At 62.2% G+C, this 25307-nt stretch carries 25 protein-coding genes and 1 pseudogene; 14 read left to right on the top strand and 12 right to left on the bottom strand.

The features are described 5' to 3' along the window. Positions 1-413: 413 nt before the first annotated feature. The 6 genes from ACHMW7_RS00280 (at position 414) to ACHMW7_RS00255 (ending at position 3745) form a co-directional block, all read left to right on the top strand. On the top strand, positions 414-731 hold the full coding sequence (locus ACHMW7_RS00280) for a hypothetical protein (protein ID WP_395446452.1): 318 nt from the start codon (positions 414-416) through the stop codon (positions 729-731). A gap of 10 nt (positions 732-741) precedes the next feature. Beyond that, entirely contained in the window at positions 742-1125 is a 384-nt protein-coding gene (locus ACHMW7_RS00275; protein ID WP_395446451.1) for a hypothetical protein, read from the top strand. 11 nt (positions 1126-1136) lie between these two features. After that, entirely contained in the window at positions 1137-1304 is a 168-nt protein-coding gene (locus ACHMW7_RS00270; RefSeq protein WP_115734510.1) for a hypothetical protein, read from the top strand. A 10-nt stretch (positions 1305-1314) separates the two neighbouring features. Beyond that, a complete protein-coding gene (locus ACHMW7_RS00265; protein ID WP_214391016.1) occupies positions 1315-2712 on the top strand; it encodes an APC family permease in 1398 nt (465 codons plus the stop codon). Positions 2713-2773: 61 nt separating this feature from the next. Next, a complete protein-coding gene (locus tag ACHMW7_RS00260) occupies positions 2774-3472 on the top strand; it encodes a hypothetical protein (protein WP_395446450.1) in 699 nt (232 codons plus the stop codon). Positions 3473-3481: 9 nt separating this feature from the next. Beyond that, on the top strand, positions 3482-3745 hold the full coding sequence (locus ACHMW7_RS00255) for a hypothetical protein (protein WP_395446449.1): 264 nt from the start codon (positions 3482-3484) through the stop codon (positions 3743-3745). A gap of 69 nt (positions 3746-3814) precedes the next feature. On the opposite strand, the gene hppD is transcribed toward ACHMW7_RS00255, so the two are convergent. Further along, positions 3815-4924: a 4-hydroxyphenylpyruvate dioxygenase gene (hppD, locus tag ACHMW7_RS00250; RefSeq protein ID WP_395446448.1), complete on the bottom strand. Its 1110-nt coding sequence runs from the start codon at positions 4922-4924 to the stop codon at positions 3815-3817. A gap of 124 nt (positions 4925-5048) precedes the next feature. Here hppD and ACHMW7_RS00245 point away from each other — a divergent pair, with 124 nt between their 5' ends. Continuing rightward, positions 5049-5516 carry an Lrp/AsnC family transcriptional regulator gene (locus ACHMW7_RS00245; RefSeq protein ID WP_395446447.1) on the top strand — a complete coding sequence of 156 codons (468 nt, stop codon included), beginning with the start codon at positions 5049-5051 and terminating at the stop codon, positions 5514-5516. Here ACHMW7_RS00245 and ACHMW7_RS00240 read toward each other — a convergent pair whose 3' ends face one another. Beyond that, positions 5517-5972: a MarR family winged helix-turn-helix transcriptional regulator gene (locus ACHMW7_RS00240; RefSeq protein WP_395446446.1), complete on the bottom strand. Its 456-nt coding sequence runs from the start codon at positions 5970-5972 to the stop codon at positions 5517-5519. It abuts the gene before it with no gap. Positions 5973-6056: 84 nt separating this feature from the next. Here ACHMW7_RS00240 and hmgA point away from each other — a divergent pair, with 84 nt between their 5' ends. The 3 genes from hmgA to maiA are packed head-to-tail and all read left to right on the top strand — an operon-like array spanning position 6057 to position 9078. After that, positions 6057-7406: a homogentisate 1,2-dioxygenase gene (hmgA, locus tag ACHMW7_RS00235; RefSeq protein WP_395446445.1), complete on the top strand. Its 1350-nt coding sequence runs from the start codon at positions 6057-6059 to the stop codon at positions 7404-7406. A gap of 13 nt (positions 7407-7419) precedes the next feature. Then, the gene (locus tag ACHMW7_RS00230) at positions 7420-8436 is read left to right on the top strand and encodes a fumarylacetoacetate hydrolase family protein (RefSeq protein WP_395446444.1); all 1017 of its coding nucleotides are present in this window, start codon (positions 7420-7422) and stop codon (positions 8434-8436) included. A 6-nt stretch (positions 8437-8442) separates the two neighbouring features. Further along, a complete protein-coding gene (gene maiA / locus ACHMW7_RS00225; RefSeq protein ID WP_395446443.1) occupies positions 8443-9078 on the top strand; it encodes a maleylacetoacetate isomerase in 636 nt (211 codons plus the stop codon). Positions 9079-9080: 2 nt separating this feature from the next. Here maiA and ACHMW7_RS00220 read toward each other — a convergent pair whose 3' ends face one another. From ACHMW7_RS00220 to ACHMW7_RS00185, 8 genes and pseudogenes are all read right to left on the bottom strand, one after another. Then, the gene (locus tag ACHMW7_RS00220; protein WP_395446442.1) at positions 9081-11093 is read right to left on the bottom strand and encodes a putative 2-aminoethylphosphonate ABC transporter permease subunit; all 2013 of its coding nucleotides are present in this window, start codon (positions 11091-11093) and stop codon (positions 9081-9083) included. A gap of 1 nt (position 11094) precedes the next feature. Continuing rightward, on the bottom strand, positions 11095-12273 hold the full coding sequence (locus ACHMW7_RS00215) for a putative 2-aminoethylphosphonate ABC transporter ATP-binding protein (RefSeq protein ID WP_395446441.1): 1179 nt from the start codon (positions 12271-12273) through the stop codon (positions 11095-11097). 79 nt (positions 12274-12352) lie between these two features. After that, positions 12353-13372 (bottom strand): putative 2-aminoethylphosphonate ABC transporter substrate-binding protein, encoded by a 1020-nt coding sequence (locus ACHMW7_RS00210; RefSeq protein WP_395446440.1) that lies wholly within the window; start codon positions 13370-13372, stop codon positions 12353-12355. A gap of 227 nt (positions 13373-13599) precedes the next feature. After that, the gene (locus ACHMW7_RS00205; RefSeq protein ID WP_395446439.1) at positions 13600-14436 is read right to left on the bottom strand and encodes an EamA family transporter; all 837 of its coding nucleotides are present in this window, start codon (positions 14434-14436) and stop codon (positions 13600-13602) included. A 136-nt stretch (positions 14437-14572) separates the two neighbouring features. Further along, positions 14573-16030 (bottom strand): phosphonoacetaldehyde dehydrogenase, encoded by a 1458-nt coding sequence (phnY, locus tag ACHMW7_RS00200; RefSeq protein ID WP_395446438.1) that lies wholly within the window; start codon positions 16028-16030, stop codon positions 14573-14575. Positions 16031-16043: 13 nt separating this feature from the next. Further along, on the bottom strand, positions 16044-17300 hold the full coding sequence (phnA, locus tag ACHMW7_RS00195; RefSeq protein ID WP_395446437.1) for a phosphonoacetate hydrolase: 1257 nt from the start codon (positions 17298-17300) through the stop codon (positions 16044-16046). A gap of 30 nt (positions 17301-17330) precedes the next feature. Beyond that, positions 17331-18533, bottom strand: a complete 1203-nt coding sequence (locus tag ACHMW7_RS00190; RefSeq protein WP_395446436.1) for a 2-aminoethylphosphonate--pyruvate transaminase — start codon at positions 18531-18533, stop codon at positions 17331-17333. A 130-nt stretch (positions 18534-18663) separates the two neighbouring features. Beyond that, a pseudogene (locus ACHMW7_RS00185) lies at positions 18664-20332 on the bottom strand (Na/Pi cotransporter family protein). 141 nt (positions 20333-20473) lie between these two features. Here ACHMW7_RS00185 and ACHMW7_RS00180 point away from each other — a divergent pair. Both ACHMW7_RS00180 and ACHMW7_RS00175 read left to right on the top strand, forming a co-directional pair. Then, on the top strand, positions 20474-21343 hold the full coding sequence (locus tag ACHMW7_RS00180) for a LysR substrate-binding domain-containing protein (protein WP_395446435.1): 870 nt from the start codon (positions 20474-20476) through the stop codon (positions 21341-21343). Between the two features lie 51 nt (positions 21344-21394). Beyond that, entirely contained in the window at positions 21395-22318 is a 924-nt protein-coding gene (locus ACHMW7_RS00175) for a YeeE/YedE thiosulfate transporter family protein (RefSeq protein WP_395446434.1), read from the top strand. Positions 22319-22758: 440 nt separating this feature from the next. On the opposite strand, the gene ACHMW7_RS00170 is transcribed toward ACHMW7_RS00175, so the two are convergent. After that, positions 22759-23142 (bottom strand): YciI family protein, encoded by a 384-nt coding sequence (locus ACHMW7_RS00170; RefSeq protein WP_395446433.1) that lies wholly within the window; start codon positions 23140-23142, stop codon positions 22759-22761. Between the two features lie 106 nt (positions 23143-23248). Beyond that, the gene (locus ACHMW7_RS00165) at positions 23249-24160 is read right to left on the bottom strand and encodes a LysR family transcriptional regulator (protein ID WP_395446432.1); all 912 of its coding nucleotides are present in this window, start codon (positions 24158-24160) and stop codon (positions 23249-23251) included. 138 nt (positions 24161-24298) lie between these two features. On the opposite strand from ACHMW7_RS00165, the gene gstA reads away from it, so the two are divergent. Both gstA and ACHMW7_RS00155 read left to right on the top strand, forming a co-directional pair. Next, positions 24299-24925, top strand: coding sequence for a glutathione transferase GstA (gstA, locus tag ACHMW7_RS00160; protein ID WP_395446431.1), 627 nt, complete (start codon positions 24299-24301; stop codon positions 24923-24925). 2 nt (positions 24926-24927) lie between these two features. After that, the gene (locus tag ACHMW7_RS00155; RefSeq protein WP_395446430.1) at positions 24928-25257 is read left to right on the top strand and encodes a DMT family transporter; all 330 of its coding nucleotides are present in this window, start codon (positions 24928-24930) and stop codon (positions 25255-25257) included. The last annotated feature ends 50 nt before the right edge of the window (positions 25258-25307 follow it).

Genomic DNA, 25307 nt, shown 5'->3' with positions numbered 1-25307 from the left:
GCAAGGAGAACGGTCGGGCAGGCGCCTTATTCCACGCCGGCAAATGATTTTTCCGCGCTGGCCACGCGACCTCATGGAGGCTGGCCCTGGCATTGGCAGCCTAATCGATCGGCCGCGACTCTTGCCGGCGGGAGCGGCCAAATAGACAGTGCTACTGTCTCAATAAATCGCCTGTCCAAGGACTTTGGGCGGAGGCATTTTGTTCATCGAGTAAAAATTCCGACAGCTTGTCAGGCCGACAAAATCCAATCGATTCAATGCCGTTCAGCTTTGTCGAAAGTCGTAGTGCGACAAGTGCGCGCGGTCGTCACTTGACAGGAAATTAACTTTGCCAGACATTCCTCAGGGGAAATTAATTTCCCGCAGAAGCAAACCAGAATGAAGCCGAAAACGGCCGTGGTGGAGGAGGAAAAATGGAAGCGACTTTAAGTCAGCAACGCGGGGACGCGACTCTCGAGCAGCGCATTGACAAGATGCATAGCCGCGATCGAGCCGGCCTCGTGGTTTTCGTTGCGGTGCTCTGGTGCACCATGTTGTTCGCGCTGTTCAGCGTCTGGTCCTACATCTCCATACCGGCCATCCGCATCATCTTGTCGATTGCCTGCGGCCTGGTGCTGGCCTTCAACACGGCGGCTATCTTCGCCATGCTGCGCCATTACGTCGAAGACAAACATTTCATCTATGGCCTCGACATCAAGCATCTCGACGAGATGCGTCGCCGTCGGGGCTAAGGAGCGAACAATGGCTTACAAACCACCGAAACAGGGCCTTGCCGGCCAGATTTTCGACGTCGTGACCTTGCTCGTGCTCACCGTGGGCGCGCTCTACATCCCACTCTATCTGGGTCTTGCCGGTGCGGCCAAGGTGCCCAACCCGATCGCCAACCCGACCTGGGAAGCGCTTGGACAGAACGCCACCGAACAGCAGCAGTGGGCGGCCCTCGGCGTCACCGACCCGGCCGCTGCCAACGACATCATCACCGCCCGCTTCGATTACAGCTTCAGCTGGAGCGCGCTGATCGTCATGGCCGTGCTGGTCATCGGCTATTTCGTCATGGTGGTCCGCCTGTCCGACCGCGAGTACCGCGAAGTCATCGAAGAGCGCTTCGGCGACAAGAAGCGCTAGGGGAGGCGACAATGGATACCTGGAATTATCTGGAATACGCGGCCTGGGCACTATCCGCACTTTTTGGCGTGCTGATGCTCATCGACCTCGTCCGCATCGACACCACCTACGACAACGAGCTGCTGATCTCCTCTCGCGAAGGCGAGATCGAGGCCACCGCAGAACGCCACGAGATCTGAGGGGACGACGATGGCAAATGTGACATCAACTGCAGCGGAGCCTGAACGGCTTCAGCTGCTGCGCGTGCTCGGCCCCGCCCACATCTGGGCGCTCGGTGTCGGCATCGTTCTTGTCGGCGAATATATGGGCTGGAACTTCTCGGTCGGCAAAGGCGGCATGATTGCCGGCCTGATCGCCTGCTGGGTCGCCGGCCTGCTTTACACCTGCGTCGCCATGATCGACTCCGAAGTGACCTCGACTGTGGCTGCTGCCGGCGGCCAATACGCCCAGGCAAAGCACATCGTCGGTCCGCTCATGGCCTTCAATGTCGGGCTGTTCCTGGTCATGGCCTACACCATGCTGGAAGCAGCCAATGCGATCACCGTCGGCTTCCTGCTCGACACGGTGGCCGGCTTGCAAGGCCATACCGGGCTCAACCAGCAACCCTTCATCATCCTCGCCATCATGTTTTTGGCGTGGCTCAACTATCGCGGCGTGTTGGCGACGCTGACCTTCAATCTGGTCATCACCGCAATCGCCTTCCTGGCGATCATCACGCTGTTCATCTCGGTGCAGTTCGGCGCTTCCAACGTGCCGCTCGACTTCTCGGCGATCACCTCCGATCCGCTGCCTTATGGCTGGGTCGGCATCGTCGCGTCGCTGCACTTTGGCCTGTGGTACTATCTCGGCATCGAGGGCACCTGCCAGGCTGCCGAAGAAGTGCGCTCACCGGCACGCTCGCTGCCCTACGGCACGATGGCCGGCATCATGACGCTGCTGATTGCGGCGACCATGACCTGGTATGTCTGCTCGGGTCTCATCCCGTGGGAATATCTCGGCCAGGCCGGCACCCCGCTGTTCGATGCCGCTCGCGTCACCGGCAGCACCTCGCTGATGATCCTGCTCTTCGTCGGCACGACCTTCGCAACGTTGGCATCGGCCAATGGCTGCATCAACGACGCCTCGCGCGCCTGGTTCTCGATGGGTCGCGACCGTTATCTGCCGAGCTGGTTCGGCGCCGTGCATCCTGTTTACCGCACGCCCTACCGCTCTATCGTCTTCCTGGTGCCGATCGCGCTGATCTTTGCGCTTGGCGCTCCGCTCGACCAGGTCGTGACCTTCTCGATCCTGTCGGGTCTGCTCGGCTACACCTTCATGACCTTCAACATGGTGATGTTCCGCAACAAGTGGCCGCTCGACACGATCAAGCGTGGCTATGTGCATCCGTTCCACCCGTTGCCGACGATCGTCCTGTTGATCCTGTGCTCGACCGCCTATTTCGCCGTGTTCCTCGGCTATGGCACGCAGCTCAGCGCGATGATGTGTTTCTACATCGTGGCATCGCTCTGGTTCCACTTCCGGCGCTACCAGTTCGTGCGCCGTGGCGACCAGTTCACCATGCCCTGGCCGAAGCCGGTCGGGTACTGACCATCTCAGCGAATGGCGGCGCGGATCTCGCGCCGCCATTTTCGCAAGCAAGGCACTCCCCATGATCACCACGCTTGCCTTTTCAGCTTTCGTCGCGGTTTCCTGCGGCTGGATGGGCGTGCGTGCTGTCCGCGAGCATCGCGCCGCCCTTGCCGAGCGACGGGGCCTGCTCGACGATGCGGCCAAGCTGCTCGACAATGGCCGCATCACTTTCGGGCCCGACCATTTTCCCGTTCTCGTTGGCTGGCTCGGCGACGGCAGGCAGGCCAAGATCGAACTCATCGCCGACACCATGGTCACGCGGCGGCTGCCTCAGCTCTGGCTCAGGGTTACGCTCAGCGAGGCCAGGCAACATGCCAGGCCGACGATCGGTGCATTGGCGCGCCCGACCGGTGCCGAATATTACTCGCTGGTCCACGACATGGCGGAATGGATGACGCCGCCCGAGACCGAGGCATCGGTGCTGATGCGTGGCGACGGTAGCGCGACCGCGTGGCAGGTCGAACGGGTTTCAGCGCTTTTCCGGAGCCTGTTTGCCGATCCCGGGCTCAAGGAAGCCGTCATCACCGCACGCGGCACGCGCATCATCCGCCAGGCTGCGCAGGGCGAGCCCGGCGCGCACAAGGTTCTCCGTCAGGCGCGTTTCCCGCTGACGGCGATCCCCCCTGAACTGGTGAGCCTGGCCATCGCCGAAGCCGAGACGCTGAGCGCCTTGCTGGCTGAAGACGACAGCATGATTTCTGCCTGCGAAGCAGCTTGAGGACACCCCATGGCCAAGCCGATCAATCCCTACCTGGTGCTCGTCCTGGCAATCGTTTTGCCGGGGGCAGGGCACGTCGCCACGCGCGACGCCATGCGCGGACTGGCCTTCGCGTTCTTCGTGGTCTTGTTTTCGGTGATTTCTTACGTCACGACGACGCCTGAAACGTCCTTCATCGGCCGCCATGCCGGAGGACTGTTCGTCTGGGCGTTATCGATCCCGGACGCCTACCGGCGCGCGCGCCTGCGCTGGGCCATGGTCGAAAGGGCCTGATTTCAAAAAAGAAGGCGGGTTGCCCTGCGTGCAACCCGCCCCGAACAGAGACCTGCTTGATGTCGCCGGTCAGGCGGCGGTCTGGGAGATCACGCCGCGGCGGATCTGGTCTTCCTCGATGGACTCGAACAGGGCGCGGAAGTTGCCTTCGCCAAAGCCCTCGTCGCCCTTGCGCTGGATGAATTCGAAGAAGATCGGTCCGATGACGGTCTTGGAGAAGATCTGCAGCAGGATCTTGGTCATGCCGCCGTCGACCACACCTTCGCCGTCGATCAGGATTCCGTGCTTTTTCATCCGCTCGATCGGCTCGTCATGGCCGTGCACGCGCGTATGTGACTTCTCGTAATAGGTGTCGGGCGGGCCGGGCATGAACTTCAGGCCCTTGTCGGCGATCCTGTCGGTTGCGGCATAGATGTCGTCGCTGCCGACGGCGATGTGCTGGATGCCTTCGCCCTTGTACTTCCTGAGATATTCCTCGATCTGGCTGGTGTCGTCCTTGGACTCGTTCAGCGGGATGCGGATCTTGCCGCAGGGCGAGGTGATGGCGCGGCTGACGAGGCCGGTGATGCGGCCGTCGATGTTGAAGAAGTGGATCTGCTTGAAGCCGAACAGCTCGCGGTAGAAGTCCCACCACTTGTCCATGTTGCCGCGATAGACATTGTGCGTCAGGTGATCGAGGAAGTAGAAGCCGACGCCTTCGGGCTTCGGATTGGCCTCGCCAAGCCAGTCGAACTCCGCCGCATAGGTCGAGCCCTTGGCGCCATACTTGTCAACGAAGTAGAGCAGCGAGCCGCCGATGCCGACAATGGCCGGCACGTCGAGCGCCTTGTCGTCGCCGGTGTAAGGCGTGGCACCCTTGGAGACCGCGTGGTCAAAGGCGTGCTTGGCATCGACCACCCGCCAGGCCATCGAGGCGGCGCAAGGACCGTGCTCACCTACGAAGCGCATGGCGTGGCTGCCCGGCTCCGCGTTGATCAGATAGTTGATGTCGCCCTGGCGCCAGACGGTGATGTTCTTGGTCTTGTGGCGAGCAACCGGCGCATAGCCCATGCGGCTGAACAGCTCTTCGAGCTTCTCAGGTTCTGGATGGGCGAATTCGACAAATTCGAAGCCGTCGGTGCCTGCGGGATTGTCGGCGCTGATCTTGGCCGGCGGTGCGTCGTGCGGGAACGGACCCATGGAAATTCCTCCTCAAATCTCGGTGACGCATATTGTGCTCCCGATTCGATGCAATGTGCTTGCATTATGGGCTCGTATGGGTCGATCTATGCGCGAAGCGTGCATGGATGGGGAGTTGGATGCAATGAATGAGGTGCTCGACCAGTTCGACCTCAAGATCCTGCGCGAGCTCCAGATCGACGGCCGGCTGACCAACAACGAGCTGTCGGAGAAGATCGCGCTGTCGGCTTCGCAGTGCTCACGCCGGCGCGCCCGGCTGGAGGCCGAGGGCTACATTCGTGGCTATCAGGCGATGCTCGACCGTGAGCGACTGGGGCTCGATCTTCTGGTGGTGATCTCGGTGACGCTGGCTACCCACAACCGTGACAACGCCCAGCGTTTTGCCCGGCTGGTCAACGACCTGCCGGAGGTACTCGAAGCCTATTCGCTGACAGGTGAGATGGACTACCACATCAAGGTCGTGGTGCGCGGCCTTTCGGACCTGTCCCGCTTCGTCAACGAAGTGCTTCTGCCGCACGATTCCGTGCAGCATGTGAAGACAGCGATCGTGCTGACGACGCTGAAGCAGTTCGGACCGTTGCCGATCGGGTGATCACGCCCGCTTTCGGGGCCGGGCCAGCAAGGCCTGCTCGACATCGGCGAGCCCAGCCTCGATGCGCTCTATGGCGCCCGATCCGAGAGCCTTTTCGAGCGTGGACTGATAGGCGCGGGCGAGATCGGCAATCTCGCGATAAGCCTTCTGGCCTTGCGCTGTCAGTTCGAGATGTTCGACCCGGCGGTCGGTCTCGTTCTCCTGGCGCCTCAACCAGCGGCGCTCCTCCAGCGCGTGCACGGCACGGCTGACTTTGGTCTTGTGCATGTTGGAATGGACGCCGATGTCGGTGGCGGTCATCCGACCGACGCTGCCGAGTGCCGCCAGCGCGCGCCATTCCGGTCGCGTCATCTGGAAACGCTGCTTGTACTCCTTGGAAAAGCTCAGGCTGATCAGCTCGGCCGCGCGGTTCAGCCGGTAGGGCAGGAAACTCTCGAGATCGAAGGGCGCCGACATCGAACAGCCTTTGATAGTTACAAAATCAATGGTTACACTTGCAACCAATTCGACGATCCCATGTGCTGACGGGAGGTGCAAGTCATGCCTGACAAAACCGACAAGCAGGTGGCCGCAGCGGCTGGGGTGAAATACATGCCCGGCTTCGGCAACGACTTCGAAACCGAGGCGCTGCCCGGTGCCTTGCCGCAAGGCCAGAACAGCCCGCAGAAATGCAATTACGGGCTCTATGCCGAGCAATTGTCAGGCTCGCCGTTCACAGCACCGCGCGGCACCAACGAGCGCTCCTGGCTCTACCGTATCCGTCCGAGCGTGCGTCACACCAAGCGCTTTTCGGCAGCGGGTTATCCGCACTGGAAGACTGCGCCGTGCCTCGACGATCATTCGCTGGCGCTCGGCCAGTTGCGCTGGGGGCCGCTGCCTCAGCCCAAAGACAAGCTCAACTTCATCCAGGGCATTCGCACCATGACGACGGCGGGTGACGCGATGACCCAGGTTGGCATGGCGGCCCACGTCTATGCCTTCAACGACGACATGGTCGACGACTATTTCTTCAATGCCGACGGCGAGCTTTTGATCGTGCCTGAGGTCGGGTCGATCCGCATCTTCACCGAGATGGGCATCATCGATGTCGAGCCTTCGGAGATCTGTTTGATCCCGCGCGGCATGATGTTCAAGGTGTCGCGTATCGGCGACGGCGAGCTGCGGCGCGGCTACATCTGCGAGAACTATGGCGCCAAGTTCACCATGCCCGACCGTGGCCCGATCGGGGCCAATTGCCTCGCCAATCCGCGCGACTTCAAGACGCCGACAGCAGCCTACGAAGACAAGGAAACGCCCTGCCGCGTGCTCGTCAAATGGTGCGGCAAATTCCATGTCACCGAGATCGGCCATTCGCCGCTCGACGTTGTCGCCTGGCACGGCAACTACGCACCGTTCAAATACGACCTCAGGACCTTCTCGCCGGTCGGCGCGATCCTGTTCGACCATCCCGACCCGTCGATCTTCACGGTGCTGACCGCACCGACCGAAGAAGCAGGTACGGCCAATGTCGACTTCGTCATCTTTCCGCCGCGCTGGCTGGTGGCCGAGCACAGCTTCCGTCCGCCCTGGTATCACCGCAACATCATGAGCGAGTTCATGGGCCTGATCTATGGCCAGTACGACGCCAAGGAGGAAGGCTTCGTTCCCGGCGGCATGAGCCTGCACAACATGATGTTGCCGCACGGGCCCGATGCCATGGGCTTCGAGAAAGCGTCGAACGGTGAGCTCAAGCCGGTCAAGCTCGACCACACCATGGCCTTCATGTTCGAGACGCGGTATCCCCAGCAGCTGACGAAATTCGCCGCCGAGCTGGAGACGCTGCAGGACAATTACATCGATTGTTGGGATGGCCTCGAACGCAAGTTCGACGGCACGCCGGGCATCAAGTGAAGACGGAAACATCATGAAACTCGCGACGCTGAAAGACTCCACCCGCGACGGCAGGCTTGTTGTCGTCTCAAAAGACCTCACCCGCTGCTCGGAGGTCGGCCATATCGCCCGCACGCTGCAGGCAGCGCTTGACGACTGGGCCCATGTCGGCCCGCGCCTCGCCCTTGTCGCCGAGGGTATCGAGACCGGTGCGCAGCCGACTATGCGCTTCCACGAGCATGATGCGGCATCGCCCTTGCCGCGCGCCTATCAGTGGGCCGACGGCTCGGCCTATGTGAACCATGTCGAGCTGGTGCGAAAGGCGCGCGGCGCCGAGATGCCGGCAAGCTTCTGGACCGATCCGCTGATGTATCAGGGCGGTTCGGACACGTTCCTTGGGCCGCGCGATCCGATCGTGATGGCCGACGAGGCCTGGGGCATCGATCTGGAAGGTGAGGTCGCCGTCATCGTCGACGACGTGCCGATGGGCGCTTCGGCGGAAGAGGCGCGCGCCGCCATCCGGCTCGTTATGCTGGTCAACGACGTGTCGCTGCGCGGTCTGATCCCGGCAGAGCTCGCCAAAGGGTTTGGCTTCTTCCAGTCCAAGCCGTCGACGGCGTTTTCGCCGGTCGCCGTGTCGCCCGACGAACTGGGCGATGCCTGGGACGGCGGCAAGCTGCATCTGCCGCTTTTGGCCAGCATCAACGGCAAGCCCTTCGGCCGGGCCAACGCCGGTGTCGACATGACTTTCGATTTTGGCCAGCTCGTCGCCCATGCGGCCAGGACACGGCCACTCGTGGCGGGCACGATCATCGGTTCAGGTACCGTGTCGAACAAGCTCGACGGGGGTGCAGGCAAGGCGATCTCGGCAGGTGGCGCGGGTTATTCGTGCATCGCCGAGATCAGGACCATCGAGACGATCGAGCATGGCTCGGCCACGACACCGTTCTTGAAGTTCGGCGATCAGGTTCGTATCGAGATGGACGATGCCGACGGCCATTCGATATTCGGGGCTATCGAGCAGACTGTGTCCCGATACGAAAAGGCCTGAGCCGCGATGACCGAAACCGTCCTGTTCGACTACTGGCGCTCGTCGGCGAGCTACCGCGTGCGCATAGCGCTTAACATGCTGGGGCAGGAGTTCAGCTCGGTCTCGGTCGACCTGCTGGCCAAGAGCCAGAAATCATCGGAGCACCTGGCGCGCAATCCGCAAGGGTTGGTGCCGGTGCTGGAGATCGATGGTCACGCCTTCACCCAGTCGCTGGCGATCATCGAATATCTCGACGAAACGCGGCATGCCGGTTTCCTGCCTGCTGATCCGGTCGGGCGCCAGCGCGTGCGCCAGCTGTCTTATGCGATCGCCATGGAAATCCACGCTGTCTGCAACACCGGCGTGGTTGCCGAGCTGATGCGGGTCACCAGCGATGGCGAGGCGACCCGCAATGACTGGATGCAGAAATTCATCGGCGACGGCATGGTCGCCTTCGAAAAACTGCTCGACAATCCCGCGACTGGCAAGTTCTGCCATGGCGACACACCTGGCATGGCCGATTTCTGCCTTGTGCCGCAGGTCTACAATGCGCGGCGCTGGAACGTTGATGTCTCGGGGTTGACGCGCGTCCTCGAAATCGCCGGACGCTGCGAAGGCCTTGATGCCTTCGCCAAGGCTCATCCCGACAGGGCCAAGCCGTAATCCTAGCGCATCCGCCACGCCTGGGTGCGGGCGATCAGCACCTTGGACAGGAACAGGTGGATCAGGCGTGCGGCGGCGTTGGTGTAGAAGATCATCATCGCCATCGCAGCGGCCGGTGCCACGTCGCCGGCGTCGTCCATGTTGAGCACCGCCACCGAGGCCAGTGCAGTGTCCTTCGAATAGAGGAACACCACCGCCGACACCGTCGTCATGGCATTGACGAACAGGTAGATGGAGATGTCGAGGATCGCCGGCAGGCAGACCGGGACGGTGACGCGGGCAAACAGCTTGTAGAATGGCTGCTTGAGCGATGCCGCCACCGGCTCGAACTCCTGGTCGATCTGCTTCAGCGCCGTCAACGCCGTCAGGTGGCCGACCGTGTAGAAGTGGGTGATGGTGCAAACCACCAGGATAGTCATGGTGCCGTAGATGCCATGCAGCGGGTTTTCAGGGTCGTTGAAGAAGAAGATGTAGGCGAGACCCAGCACCATGCCCGGCACTGCCATGGGCAGCATGGCGAGGAACTGGAATGCCGATCGTCCCGTGCGGAACCCCTCGGTCTTCTCCACCATGTAGGCGCCGACGAAGACGATGACCGTACCGAAGATCGCGGTCAGGCCCGCAAGCCGGATCGAGTTGTAGTACGAAGCCCAGCCGCCGCCATCCATGCGGTCGAACGCGAAGTGCTTGAGGCTGAAGCTGAGATCATAGGGCCAAAGTTTGACGACCGCTGCGAGCTGGCTCGTTGCCATGATGCCGAGGATGAAGACGGCGATGAGCGAACACCAGGTCAGGCACAGCGCATCGAAGCGCCGGTTCGGCTTGGGCTGATAGGGCACCGAGCGGGCCGATAGCAGCGCCACCTGTTTCTTTGTCACCATGCGGTCGACGACGAAAGCGGCGATGGCCGGAATGAGCAGGATGACCGAGACGACAGCGCCCATCTCGAAATTCTGCTGGCCGATGACCTGCTTGTAGATGTCGACGGCAAGCACGTTGTATTGGCCGCCTATGACCTTGGGCAGGCCGAAGTCGGTGATCACCAAGGTGAATACCACGAAGGCCGCAGAGATCAGGCCATAGCGCGCGCCGGGGATGGTGACCGTCCAGAACGTACGCCAGTTGCTGGCGCGCAGCGAAGCTGCCGCTTCGTAATGGCGCTGGTCGGAGATCGCCAGTGCCGTCGAAATGATGATCATGGCGTGCGGGAAGGCGAAGAAGATCGAGCCGACGACGATGCCGAGCGGGCCGTAGATCGACGCGCCCATGAGCAGGTCTTTCAGCATACCCTGGTTGCCGAAAAGATAGATCAACGCGATACCCGGCAGCAACGAAGGCACCAGGATCGGCACCATGGCGATCAGCTTGAAGGCATCCTTGAAACGCATGCAGCTGCGGTTGAGCGCATAAGCAAAGCCAAAGGCCAGGCCGACGGTTACGATGGTGCTGACAAAGGCGATAAAGACCGAGTTTTCGATCGAACGAAACAGCGTCGGCGTCGAGAAATAGGTGGTGTAGTTTTCAAGACCGATCGCCCGCGATGGCCTGAGCATCACCCGCCGGAAGGTGTTGGAATCGAACTCCTGCCACTCGGTGCCGTGGTGCAATTGCAGACCGACGAGATAACTCGCATCCGCTGACGTGCCGCGGATCTTGTACTTCACCGGGCTGCGGAAGCTGAAATCGGGAAAAAAGCTCGTTGCCTGCAGGCGGCCATCGGAATTGGTCGCAAGCTTGTCTGGCGCGACAGCGGCGGTCTTGTCGTTGAGTGCTGCTGCGCTGGCCGGCTCGCTCCATTTGCCCGCGGCATCGCTGACCTGGAACTCAAACCTGCCAAGGTCGAAGCTGTAGGTCGAAAACGACTTGGACAGCATGACGTAGAGTGGAGCGGCGAGCGCCACGATGAGATAGAGCGCGATGACCACCATCAGGCCGCGCTTGATCAGTTCGTCCTTGTCGAGGGCAAGCTTCAGCGTGCGGCCGGCGGGCAGGGCGGTGTCGATTGCCATCGCCATGTCATTGTCCCCCGGGGTAAACCAGAAGCCGCTCTTCCGGCAACTCGACCGTAAGGGCCGTGCCCTCCGTCAATGACAGGCGACGGGCGGCATTGATCGAAAAGTCGGCGATCAGTGTTTCGTCGCCGAGATCCGCACCACGCAGCCGGGTGCGCCAGAACGATCCGAGGAACTCCATCTCGCCGATGGTCACGTCGAGCAGGTTTGCCGGCTCTTTCACGACATCGGGTGCACCCGGCGAACGGGCACCGGGTCCGTGCGGGATGACATCCTCGGGCCGGATGGCCGCGATGACCGATACGCCAGCGTCGAATGAATGGGCGGCGCATTTGAAGGTCTTCGAGCCGAAGCTGACAGCGCCCTTTTCTGCCCTTGCCTTGAACTTGTTGGCCTCGCCGATGAAGTCGGCGACGAACAGCGTTGCCGGATGGCGGTAGATTTCGGTCGGCGACCCGATCTGCTCGATGACGCCGTGGTTCATCACCACGATGCGGTCGGCCATCGACAGCGCCTCTTCCTGGTCGTGCGTGACCATGATGGTGGTGACGCCAAGCTTGCGCTGCAGCTCCTTGATCTCGTGGCGCAGATGGGTGCGCACCTTGGCGTCGAGCGCCGACAGCGGCTCGTCGAGCAACAGCAGGCCCGGCGAAATGGCAATCGCGCGGGCAAGCGCAATGCGCTGCTGCTGGCCGCCGGAGAGCTGTGCGGGATATTTGTTGCCTTGTTCGGGAAGGCCGACCAGCTTGAGCAGTTCGCTCACACGGCTTTCGATCTCGGCGCGCGGGCGCCTGGTGTTTTCCAAGCCGAAGGCAATGTTCTTGGCGATCGTCAGGTTGGGAAACAACGCGTAGGACTGAAACACGATGCCATAGTCGCGTTGCGACGGTGGCAGCGTGGAAACGTCCTTGCCGCCCTGGCGGATCGACCCGCGTGTCTGCAAGTCGAGACCGGCGATGGCACGGAGCAGGGTTGTCTTGCCGCAGCCCGACGGGCCGAGGAAGCAAACGAACTCACCCTCGCGGATGTCGAGCGAGATGTCTTTCAGCGCATGGAAATCGCCGAAGGCTTTCCAGACGTTGGAGATCTCAAGATAGGCTGGCTTCACGTTCAGGCTGGCGGCGGTCATGGCGCTCACATCAGTCGGAGTTCGCGGCTGCCCGGCGAGGGTTTCGTGTCTCATCGTGATCATCCGGCTTGGGGGCAAGAGAGATCGGACGCCGCCCCTTGGCGACGCCCGGTTCAACAGGAAAAGCCGGTGGTCAGCTCTTCGGCTCGGATTTCGAGTCGTAGCGCTTGGTCCACTCCTCGAGGATGGCCTTGCGGTTGTTGGCCGCCCACTCGAAGTCGTTCTTGATCATCTTGTCTTCGATATCGGCCGGCAGGTACTGGACCGGCTTGGCGACGCCCGGCATGGCGACGACTGCGTAGCCGACATTGTACATCTCATTGGCCTTCTTGCTGATCGACCAGTCAAGCAGCGTCTTGGCCGCTTCTTCGTTGGCGGTGCCGGCAACGATCGCCGACGCTTCCATGTCCCAGCCGATGCCTTCGGAAGGGATGACGATGTCGAGCGGGGCGCCTTCGGCCTTGGACTTTGCGGCGCGGAATTCGAAGGAAATGCCGATCACCGTTTCACCTGCAGCCGCCATCTTGCAAGGCTTGGAACCGGAATGTGTGTAGGTGGCGACGTTCTGGTGCAGGCCATCCATGTAGGACCAGCCGTCCTTCTCGCCGAACAGCTGCAGCCAGCTCGATACATCGAGGAAGCCGGTTCCCGACGAGGCCGGGTTCGGCATCACGACATGGCCCTTGTATTCGGGCTTGGTGAGGTCTTTCCAGCTTGTCGGTGCGGTCAGGCCGAGCTTTTGACCCTCAACCGTGTTGAAGCAGATCGAGGCAGCCCAGGCGTCCATGCCGACCCAGCTTGGCGGCGTGTCCTTGTCGATGAAATTGGGCTTGAGTTGTTCCACGCCCTTGGGGGCATAGGCTTCGAGCATGCCTTCGCTCTTCAGCACCAGCAGCGACGTTGCCGCCAGTCCCCAGATCACGTCGGCTTGCGGATTGTCTTTTTCGGCAAGCAGCTTGGCGGTGATGACACCGGTGGAGTCGCGGATGAAGTTGAGCTTGATGTCGGGGTGATCCTGGCTGAAGGACTCGGCATAGCGCTTGAGGTCTTCCGCCTCGATCGCCGTGTAGACGGTGAGCTCGGTCCCCGCCCATGCAGCCGACGACATCATCGTTGCGAAGGCGGCGAGCGCGAAGGATTTGTTGTGGTTCATGAATATCTGGCTCCCATTTGAATCGCTTAGGCACGTTCTGATTGGGAGAGGTCTGAGCAGGGATGCGCGTGCCGCGATTGCCCCGATTGCGCCTCGTCCAAGGCTGATACTGGGAACCGGGGGTCAATAAGTAAAATCTATTCTTTTTATGATACTGTAGGCTCAGCTTATGACCTGCACAGCCCTGCGACAGGCATGTGACAAGCCTGTTTCAGGCAGGTGAAATCTCAGGAAAAGGCCAGCGCAATAACGCCGCAGGCAACGATCACAGCCGAGATGATGCGCGCCAGCCAGGGACGCTCGCCGAAGATGAACAGCCCGATCAGGGCGGCGATGATGACGCTCGATTCTCGTACTGCTGATACCGCACCGAGCGGGGCGATGGTCTTGGCGTAGATGACCAGGCCATAGGCGGTGACGGCGCCAAGCCCGCCGATCAACCCCAGCCCGACGGTGCGGAGATCGATGGTGTGGGTGGCGCCGCGCCGGCGAAACAGCACAAACAATGTCACCGGAAACTCGAGCAGGAACAGCCAACCCATATAACCGAACGGACTGTCGGACAGGCGAACGCCGATGCCGTCGACGACCGAATAGGAAGCGATGAGCACACCGTTGATCGCAGCAGCGCCCACGGCGCGCGGATCGGCGTTCGCCGCGCCGCGCTGGAAGGCCAGGAAGGCAATGCCGAAGGTGACTGCGCCAATCCCGACCCAGCCGAGCGGCGGCAGCGTCTCGCCGATCATCACATAGGCGCCGAAGGCGACAAGTGCTGGTGCCAGACCTCGGGCGATCGGATAGACTTGGCTGAGATCGCCGAGCCGGTACGACTGGAACAGGAAGACGTAATAGCCGAAGTGGATGACGGTCGACAGGAAGATGTAGATCCAGCTTTCCATCGACGGCGACGGCGCTGACAAGACAAGAACCGTGCCAAGGGTGGCGTGCGTGGCCGAGACTGCGGCGAGCACGATCGCCCGGTCGGTTGCCGCCTTGACCACGGCGTTCCAGCTGGCGTGCAGCAATGCCGCGACCAGCACGATGGTCAGCGCGAAACCGGACATTCAATCAGGCTTTCATGCGGGAGAGGTGCACGCTGGCTGATGGGCTCGCCAAAGCATTCAACGATTGCATTTCCCCTCCAGACGCAGATGAGGGAGCGCAAGCGCTCCCTCATCGATGACTATGCGATTTGCCGGCTCAAGACCATGGCAACGAGAAGGTCTTGACGTTGGTAAAGCTCTTCATCGCTTCGATGACACCCTCCTTGTAGCCGTTGCCTGAGTCCTTGATCCCGCCAAATGGCGACATCTCGATGCGATATCCCGGGACTTCCCAGATGTTGACGGTGCCGACCTGCAGGCCGGCGATGTATTTCTGCATGCGGCGGAAGTCGTTGGTGCACACACCTGACGACAGGCCGAAGGCGGTCGAATTGGACAGCGTTATCAGTTCATCGTCATTGTCGGGCGCGCGCACGATCGGGATGATCGGGCCGAAGGTCTCTTCCATGACCAGTTCTGACGTATGCGGAACGCGATCGACGACGATCGGCGGCAACAGCGCGCCCTTGCGGCCAGGATCGTAGAGCACTTCGGCTCCTTGTTCGGCGGCCATGTAGACGCGCTTTTCGAACAGTGCGGCCGCTTTTTCATGCACCACGGTGCCGAGATCGGTCGTCCGGTCCATCGGGTCGCCGAACCTGAGCTTCTTCGCCCGCTCGAGAACCATCGGCACGAAGCGGTCGGCGACACTTTCCTGGCACAGGATGCGCTTGACCGCGGTGCAGCGCTGGCCAGAATTCTTGGTCGCACCTGCCACCGCGAGGTCGGCCGCCTTGGCCAGATCGTCGTCGGACAGGTCGTTGAGGATGATCAGCGGATCGTTGCCGCCGAGCTCCAGCACCTGGCGCTTGTAGCCGGCGGTGCGGGCGATCAGTTTGCCGACGGGCACGCCACCGGTGAAGGTGATCAGCTCGATGTTTTCGTTGGTGATCATCTCGGCGCCGATGTCGGCCGGCATGCCTGTCACCACCGACAGCATTTCCGGCGGCAGGCCGGCCTCGTAGAGGATGTCGGCGAGGATCAGCCCCGTTATCGGGGTGAGCTCGGTCGGCTTGACCACCACGCAATTGTTGGTGGCGATCGCCGGTGCCACCTTGTGCGACACCATGTTGAGCGGATGGTTGAAGGGCGTGATCGCCGAGATCGCCTTCAGCGGCTCACGTGTGGTGAAGATCTTCCGTGCCTTGCCGTGCGGGGTCAGGTCGCAGGAAAATATCTGCCCGTCGTCCTGGATGCACATCTGTGCCGACAGCGTGAACACGTCATAAGCGCGGCCGACCTCGTAGAGGGAGTCGGCCTTGGAGATGCCGAGTTCCAGCGTGATGATGTCGGAGATCTCTTCCTTGCGCGCGGCAAGGGCTTCTGCCGTGCGGAACAGGATCTGCTGACGCTCATAGCGCGTCAGTTTCGGCTTGTAATTGGCCGCGATCTCGAAGGCCTGGCGGGCGTGCTCGGCACGCCCCGCCGGTACCGTGCCGATCACCGCATCGGTGTAGGGGTAATGGACGTTGACGACGCCATCGGCATCGACCTTGCGTCCGGCGATGCGCATGGGCTCATGGCGCACCTTGAACGTTGTTTCAGCCTTGACCATCGTCAGTCCTCCCTCAGGCCAGCGCTGCTGCCATGGTGGCATAATAGAACGCATCGAAGTTGCGCAGAACCGGCTCGTTGGGGAGCGTCGGCAGCTTGCGGTTGACGATGAACGGCACTGCCTGCTCGGTCAGGCCGCCATGCGAGCGCAGCGGCTCGTTGAGCGCTGCCAGATCGTGGCGATGCTCGCTGGTGCCGATGGTCTTGTTTTCGGTGGACACCAGAACGATGTCGCCGATGCGGTCGGAAGGCAGTTCGAAGCGCGCGCAGGCAGTGGCGTTGTCGATGACGACGTCGATGCCTTCGATGGCGGCAAGGCGCTTCATGATATCGGCCTGGTCGGCGCCCTCGGGCAGGTAGGCGGTGGCGAACGAACCGAGCGCGCCGTGATGCACGACATAAGGATCGGTGATCGGCAGGATGACACGCGCTGCGTCCTTGCCCAGCCATTCGTCGAGCACGTCCTGGACATAGACCACGTCAGGGGTGCCGTCGGCCTTGTGCTTGGGCTTCATGCCATGATCGGCGGTGATGACGATGGCAGCACCGAGCGCGTCGAGTTCGCCGAGATATTTGTCGAACATCTCGTAGAAGGCGTTGGCCTGCGGCACGCCGGGCGCATATTTGTGCTGCACGTAGTCGGTGGTGGTCAGGTACATCACGTCAGGCTTGAATTCCTTGAGCAGCTTGACGCCGGCGGCGAAGACGAACTCCGACAATTCGGCCGAATAGACCTCCGGAACCGGCTTGCCGAGCCAGGCGGATGCATTGTCGATGCCGTGCTCGGCCTTGGTCGAGACATCTGACTTTTCCGACGAGAAGCAGATCGCGCGGCCCTCGTCGAACTTCAGGCCGCTGCCGAGAAGAGCGCGCAGCTTGTCCTTGGCGGTGACCACGGCAACCCGCGCACCGGCATCGTAGAAGGCCTGGAAGACGGTCGGCGCGCGCAGGAAGCGCGGGTCGTTCATCATCACTTCCTTGCCGGTCTCGCGCTCGTAGAGATAGTTGCCGCAGATGCCATGCACTGCCGGCGGACGGCCGGTGGCAATCGACAGATTGTTGGGGTTGGTGAAGCTCGGGATGACGCTGTGGGCGGTGCGTTCGGTGCCGTTGGCGCGGATCTTCACCAGCGAGGGCATCAGGCCTGCCTTGATCGCCTCGTCGAGATAGGCCGGCTCGCAGCCGTCGAGGCAAATGGCAATCGCCGGCACGCGCGGCCATTCGTAAGCGCGGCCGTTGGCGCTGACATTGATCGTGGTCATCTTGTTCATGGGAGTGGGGTCCTTGTGATCTTCTTGTTATCAGGCGGCGAGCTTGGCGCGCTCGGCGATGGCGGCTGCGGGGGGAGCAGCTGTATCGACGCCCATTTCGCGCAGAGATTGGCCGGCGGCCTCGACCACCTTGCGCATGACGTGCTCGTCCATCCGCCCGATGCAGCCGACGCGGAAGCTGTCCACCACTGTCAGTTTGCCGGGATAGATGATGAAGCCCTTTTCCTTCATCAGCTCATAGAAGCGGTCGAAGGAAAAGTCCGGATGCGCTGGGTTGAAGAAGGTGACGATGATCGGCGACAACCAGCGATCCTTGAGCAGCGTTTCGAAACCCAGTTCGCGCATACCTGATACCATGACGTCGCGGTTTCTGACGTAGCGGGCGCCGCGACCAGCGACACCGCCTTCGACCTCATGCTGGCGCAGCGCTTCGAGGAAAGCGGCGACCACATGCGTCGGCGGCGTATAGCGCCACTGGCCGGTCTTGTTCATGTGTGCCCACTGGGCATGGACGTCGAGGCTGAGTGAGTGGCTGCGGCCCTTGGCGGCCTCGAGTTCGCTCTTGCGGGCGATGATGAAGCCGAAGCCGGGCACGCCTTCGATACATTTGTTGGCCGAGGATACCATGGCCTCATAGCGCACTTCACCGACTTCGAGCGGGATTGCACCAAAGGCACTCATCGAGTCGACCAGGAATTTGCGGCCCTTGGCGTAGACCGTCTCGGAAATCTCGGCGACCGGGTTGAGGATGCCCGAGCTGGTTTCGCAGTGGACGAGGATGACGTGGGTGATGGCAGGGTCGGCGTCGAGCGCGGCGGCCACTTCGTCGCCACGTGGCGGCATGTAGTCGCCCTTGTCGATCGCCACGTGATCGCGGCCGAGATAACCGAGCGTCTGGACGATACGCTGGCCATAGGCGCCGTTGACCAGCACCAGCGCCTTGCCGTCGCGTGGCACGAACGAGCCGAGCATCGCCTCGACGGCGAAGCTGCCGCTGCCCTGCATCGGCACGCAATCGAACTCGCTGTTACCGTTGCCGAGCATGGCGAGGAGACGCTGGCGCATTTCCGCCGTCATCGCCCGGAAGTCGCCATCCCACGAACCCCAGTCGCGCAGCATCGCCTGCTTGACGGCATAGGAGGTGGTCAGCGGTCCGGGCGTCAGCAGATAGGGTTCGCCGAGCGCCGGTGCGGGGAAGGGGGCCTGAGCCGCAAGCTTGTGTTCGGACAGCATTTCTTTCTCCTGACCGTCTTCGGATGTCTTGTTCGGCTTCACTTTGCTGGCAGGCAATCCATATGTAAAATCGTTATTTTGTATTCACCAATAAGTACAATCGATGGTGTCTGTATGACAGGCAATCCCGTCAGGCGATCTTGGCAAGCCGGCTTTCCAGCAGGTCGCCGCTCTGGGTCAGGATCGGGTAGGCGACCGAGACCAGAAGCGAATTGAACTCCTTGAGCGCACGCACAGCCTCGAGATGGATGTCGCTGGTCTCGATGCTTTGCGGCGTGCCCGATTGCAGGCGCTTGAGGTGGCGTTCGTGGCTTTCGCGCTCGAGCTTGCGCATGCGTTCCTTCTCGACCACCAGCTGGCGCGCCGCGTCGAGATCGCCCGAGACCAGTACATTCATGGCGATCTGCATGTTGGCGAGCACGCGGTCGTGCAGCGCGGTCAGTTCGCTCCAGCCCTCCTTGGAGAAGCTCAGCCGCTTGTCGTTTTTCTCCTGCGCCAGCACCAGAAGGTTCTTGGCGATGATGTCACCGGCATGTTCGAGATTAATCGCAAGGTCGGTCAACTCGATGCCACGCCGGGCTTCTTCCTGGGTCATCGTCCCCCTGTTGACCTCGGCGATATAGAGCTTGATGTCGGTGTGGGCGCGGTTGACCTCTTCGTCGAGCTTGCGCACCTGCTCGACGCGGACCCGGTCACCGGAATCGAATAGATCCATCACCGGCCGCAGCATGATCTCCACCACCTCGGCCATGCGCAGCAGCTCGCGTGTGGCGCTGGCGAGCGCCACACTCGGCATCTTGATCACCGTACGGTCGAGTGCGCTGACCCGCCGCGACATCAGGTCGAAGCTTTCCGCGCCGGCCGGAGCGTCGGGCAGGATCAATGCCACAAGCCGCTCCATCGGCCCGGTGAAGGGAAGGCACAGCACCAACAGTGCCAGATTGAAGGCGAGGTGCAGGTTGACCACCTGACGTGCCGCATTTTCGCCGAACCAGGCCATCGGCAATGCGACCAATTGTAGGGCAACCAGGATCGCGATGGCTGCCACAGCCCGGAAGATCAGGTTGCCGACCGGGATGCGCCGCGCCTCGATGGACTGGCCACGGGTCAGTCCGACGGCGACCAGCCCGGCGCCGAGATTGACGCCAAGGATCATCGGCAGCGCCACTTCGGCCGGCAGCACACTCTGGGCCGCCATCGACATGAACAGCAGCACCGAAGCGACGCTGGAGTGGATCAGCCAGGTGAACAATGCTGCCGCACCAAAGGCGGTGACCGGATCGCTGCGGAGGTAGTCGACGGCCATCGGCAACAATGCGCTGTGACGCATGGGGGCCGTCGCTTCGCCAACCATGCGCAGCGAAATCAGGATGAAGGCGATGCCGAGCAAGGTGCGCCCGGTCTGCTTGACGATGCGCGCCTCGAATTTGAGGAACATGGTGGCGCCGAAAAACAGCAGCAGCGGCACCAGCCAGCTGAGATCGAAGGACAGCGCCTGCACCACCAGCGCCGAGCCTACATCGGCGCCGAGCATCACGGCGAGACCGCCCGAAACGGTCGAAAACGCCGGTGGTGGCAAAGCCTGCGGCAAGTACCGCGACCGCGGTTGCGCTCTGCAACAGGATGGCAAGCACCGTGCCGGCCGTCGCCGCCTTCAGCCGGCCCTTGGTCGCGCTGCGCAGCGCCTCGCGCAGCACCGCGCCATGGGCGCGTTCGACACCGGTTCGGACCATGCGCACCGCCCACAAAAGCAGCATGATGGCGCCGGCCAGTTGCAGCAGGATGAATATGAAATGCATGGCCGCGAACCTCCGATTGCAAGCGCGCAGCTGTGGCGCTTGCCTTATCCTCGGTGGTTTTTAATATAAATCAAATCGTTAGTTTCGATATTTGTATCGGCTGAGATTATTGCTATTCTACCCTGACGTCAGGGAGAAGGCATGCGCTACGTTCAGCTTCGGGCATTCCATTATGTCGCGATTTGCGGCGGCTTTTCGCGCGCTGCCGAAACACTGTTCCTCACCCAGCCGGCAATTTCCGATCAGGTGCGCAAGCTCGAGGAGGAATACGACGTCCTGCTCTTCAACCGCCACAAGAAGCAGGTGACGCCGACGGTGGCCGGCCAGCAACTGCTCGAAATCACCCGGCGCATGTTCGACACCGAGCAGCAGGCGCTGGAGCTTCTGTCGGAATCGCGCGCCCTGCGCTCTGGAACGCTGCGCATCGTCGCCGACGCCGCCCACCATCTGCTGCACATTCTCGGCCAGTTCCGTCAGAAATATCCCGGCATCCAGGTGTCGGTGCGCGCCGGCAACACTGAAACCGTCATCTCCAGCCTCTACAGCTACGAGGCCGACATCGGCGTGCTTGGCGAAATCCCGACCGGCCGCGATTTCGAGGTGGTAAAGCTCAACTCGACGCCGATCGTCGCCTTCGTTTCCACCGACCACCCGCTCGCCTCAGCCAAGTCGCTGTCGCTGCATGAACTGTCCTTGCTGCCGCTGGTGATGCGCGAGCGCGGCTCGAAGACCCGCGCCAAGCTGGAAGACCTCGCCGCCAAGGAAGGCTTCGAGTTCAAGCCGGCGATCGAGGCAGAGGGGCGCGAAGCAGTGCGCGAGATCGTGGCGTCAGGTGCCGGCGTCGGATTCGTTTCGGCAGCCGAGTTCGGCCAGGACGCGCGGCTGGTTCGGATCCCTATCGCAGCCCCCGAAATGCTGATGGACGAAGCGCTGATTTGCCTCAAGGAGCGCAGCGGTGGCAAGCTGGTGCGGGTGTTCCTCGACATCGCCAGGTCGATGGCGGCAGGATAGCGAGGCGGTTGCGCCGGACAAGGGGGATGTTAGGCTGGTCCGCATCCGAGCTTGGGAGGTGCTGAAATCTCAGAGACGGTCATCCTCTCGGTCCTGCTGCTCTCGCTCGCCTTTTCGCTGGGGTTCGCCCTCAATCGGGGCTCGACCTGCGCGGTGATCGCGATGGCCGAGCTTGTTCAGGAGCGCCGGCCAGCTCGTTTTGTCGCCTTGCTTGAATGCACGCTATGGGGAGCGCTCACCTATGCAGCCTGGCATCTGATGCCGGGGTCGGAGACGCGTTGGTCGGGATTCGGCTTTGCCGCCACCGGTGGCACGATCTTCGGGGTTGGGGCTTTTGTGAACGGCGCCTGTGCGTTTGGCAGTGTCGGCCATCTCGGCAACGGCGATACCGAATTCGGCTTCACGTTCCTGGGCATGTATGCCGTTGCGACCGTCGCGGGCCTTGGCGGCCTTTTACCCGCCGTAATGGCATCGCCGATGTCGCTGGCGATTGCACCCCCGGTGGCTCTCTTGCTGCTGGTCAGCTTCGCCGCCCTGCGCTTTGTCCTGCAGCGCAGGAACGTCACGGCATACCGGAACATGAGCTGCGCCATGCTGGCCGTTGGCGTGGCATACACTACGATCATCTTGCTCAAGCCGGGATGGTCCATCGCGCTCTCTCATGCTCACCCCCTGCCGCTGGCGTCCGTCGTCACCGTGGCGGCGATGTTTGCCGGTAGCGTCCTCAGCCGCGCCCTGAGTCGAGGCAATTATCGGGTCAAATGGCCAAGTTTTCGCGGCGCTGCTCGGCGACTTGCGGGAGGCATCATGATGGGAGTTGGTGCGGTCCTTATCCCAGGCGGCAACGATACGATGCTGCTGGTGGGGCTTCCACAAGGCGCTGAACAGGCCGTTCTGGCCTATCTGCTGTTTGCCGCATCGATAGCAATTCTGGTCCGCACAATCGGCTCGTCGGCCCACGCATGGTCGAGATGAGCGTTCGGACCTAATCCGACCCGGGTCTTGCCGGTTCAATACGACGGGCCGGGCGTGTCCCGTGACACGATTACATCCATCGCAAATTTCTCTGGTATGAAACAAGATTTCATGCTAGGAAATGGCTGACTTCGGATCTGATCGGCAGAGCGACCGCCATCCGGACATTCGCATACTCAGCAACCGAACCGTGCGCTGAAGCCGTCAGGCTTCAGGCAGGTAGTTATTGACTGGCGATGGATATGAAGACGGCATCGACCCTACTTCAGCTTTTGGCACTCAGCGCATGCCTCGCAGCGCGGTTGATCTGCGCCGGCGACCTTCAGATGCCGGGCGTGCGTCGTGCCATGCAGACAATGGCGGCAAGCGGACAACCAGCTATTGCCGAGTGCCTGGGGCAGACGATGCCGGCATAGGGACACACCGCGCGAAGAGGCGCGCTAACTTTCCTCGCGTGCTGCTATCGGCACGCCAGGGAGATAGAGCGAAATCGGCCGGATCTCATACACCGCAGTCGGGTTGGCGGAGCGCAATTCGCGTGCCGCTGCGACGGCTGCGTCAATCGTTGGATAGTCGACGACGTAGAAGCCGAGCAACTGCTCCTTGGTCTCGGCAAAGGGACCGTCGGTGACAATGCCAAGTCCTTTTCCCCTCAAGGTCACCGCTCTCGCCGTCGGCCCGAGGCGCGCCGCCGGACCCAGATGCTTTTCCTGGACAAGGCGATCGTTGATCTCCAGCAGATCCGTCATCAGGGCCGCATCCTCTTCTTCAGTCCAGGATTCGACCACTCCCTCGGCGTGATACGCCAGGATAGCGTACAGCATGGTTGCTCCTTCCTTCTCTCCCTCGGTTTCGGCCCAGCGAGCCACTATTTGGTTTTGACTGCAAGCGCCAAAGGCGGTCGTCCACCTCCAGAAACACCGCGATCGATCAGCAGCGTCGCTTGCCTTCGAACAGGTCCCTCTCGCGGGCCAGTCCCTCGCCAACGACATCGAAGAAGGCGCGGATGCGGGCCGTCGCCTTGAGATCGGAATGGGTGACGATCCACAGCTCGCCGGCAAGTTCCTGTAATGGCTCGGCCAGTGCGCGCGCCAGCCCCGGCTCGCCGTCGCCGAGATAGCAGGGCAGAAGCGCTAGGCCGATGCCGGCCCTGGCCGCGATTGCCTGATTGACGAGGCTGTTGGTGCGGTAGACGAAACGCTCGCCCGCGACGTTCCGGTCAAGCCAGTCGGCGGCCATGATGCCGCCTGCTGTCTCCTCCCAGCCGACCAATGCATGACGGCCAAGGTCGTCGGGGCCCTCGATCGCGCCGCCATTGGCATCGACATAGGCGGGCGAGGCAAAGAAGGTCCAGGCGACGCCGGCGAGCTTGCGACCCCAGAGATCGCCCTCCTTGGGCCGGATCGGCCTGAGCGCCACGTCGGCCTCGCGGCGTGACAGGGAGAGCACGCGGTTTTCGATGGCCAGTTCGACGACGATGCCGGGATGCGCTTGGCGGAAGGCGGCAAGGTGCCCGGTCAACCTGGAGTAGGCGAGCGTTTCCGACGAGGTGACACGCAGCCGGCCGGACAGCCGGCCGTCGGCGCCGGCGATGTCGCGCGCCAGCGCCAGCGCCTCATCCTCCATGCGTTCCGCGGCGGCGGCCATGCGTTCGCCCGCTGGTGTCAGCTGGTAGGTGCCACCGGGAAGGCGTTCGAACACGCGCACCGCCAGCCGCTGCTCGAGCGCATTGAGCCGGCGAAAGACGGTCGAGTGATCGATGCCGAGCAAGCCTGCCGCGGCGGTCAGGCTGCCCGCGCGGGCCACAGACAGCACCAGCCTGAGTTCGTTCCAGTCGTCCATGCGAGCCTTCTAGCATGATCGTTGTTTGCAGTCATGCAAGCGTGATTGGCAAAATCCCAACGAGCATTGCGAACATGCAACGACTAGCTTTGTCCCCGGAAGCAACGACCACACGGTCAGAACCCAAGAGGACAGATCATGAAACTCTACTACGCCACCGGCACCTGCTCGCTCTCGCCCCATATCGTCGCGCTCGAAGCCGGCATCGCGCTCGGCATCGAGCGGGTCGACATCTCGAGGAAACCGCATGTCACCGGCGCCGGCCACGACTTCACCAAGGTGAACCCGAACAACTATGTGCCGGTGCTCGAGCTCGACGACGGTTCGCTCCTGACCGAGGGTGCCGCGATCGTCCAGTACCTCGCCGACCTCAAGCCGGAAGCGAAGCTCGCGCCGGCGGCCGGCACGCGCGAACGCTACCAGTTGCAGTCCTGGCTCAACTTCGTCGCCTCCGAACTGCACAAGATGTACAGCCCATGGCTGTTCCATCCCGAGTATGGCGCCCAGGCGCAGGAGGTGGCGCGCGGCAAGATCGCCGAACGCCTTGCCTATGTCGAAAATCACCTTGAGGGCGGCGGTCCCTATCTGATGGGCGCAACCTTCACCGCCGCCGATGCCTATTTCTTCACCATCGTCGGCTGGTCCGCTTTCGCCAAGGTCGATCTCACGGCCTTCCCGCAGCTGCGTGCCTATATGGATCGTGTCGGTGCACGACCGAAGGTGCGCGAGGCGATGCAGGCCGAAGGCATGAAGCTCGCGGCCTGACCATGAGCCCGGGACTTGCCTGGACCCTGCTGGTGGTTGCCGGCGTGCTCGACGTCGCCTGGGCGGTGTCGATGAAATATGCCGAGGGTTACACGCGGCCCGGCTGGTCGGTCGTTTCGGTGCTGCTGCTGGCAGCCTTCGTCTACCTGCTTGGCCGCGTGCTCGAAGCGCTGCCCGTCGGCACCGCCTATGCGGTGTGGACGGGGATCGGGGCTGCCGGCACCGTCATCATGGGCGTCGTGCTGTTCGGCGAGACGCTCGGTCCGCTGCGCCTGGGCGGCGTTGTCGTCGTGCTCTTGGGCATCGCCATGCTCAAGCTCGCCGAAGTCTGACCCCTGGGAAAAAGCCCCTCCCGTAACGGGAGGGGCAGTCAGGGGAGGTC

The organism is Aminobacter sp. UC22_36 (assembly GCF_044056035.1).
Lineage (GTDB): Bacteria > Pseudomonadota > Alphaproteobacteria > Rhizobiales > Rhizobiaceae > Aminobacter.
The sequence above is the reverse complement of the archived record's forward strand: the minus strand, read 5'-3'. Positions and strand labels throughout refer to the sequence as shown.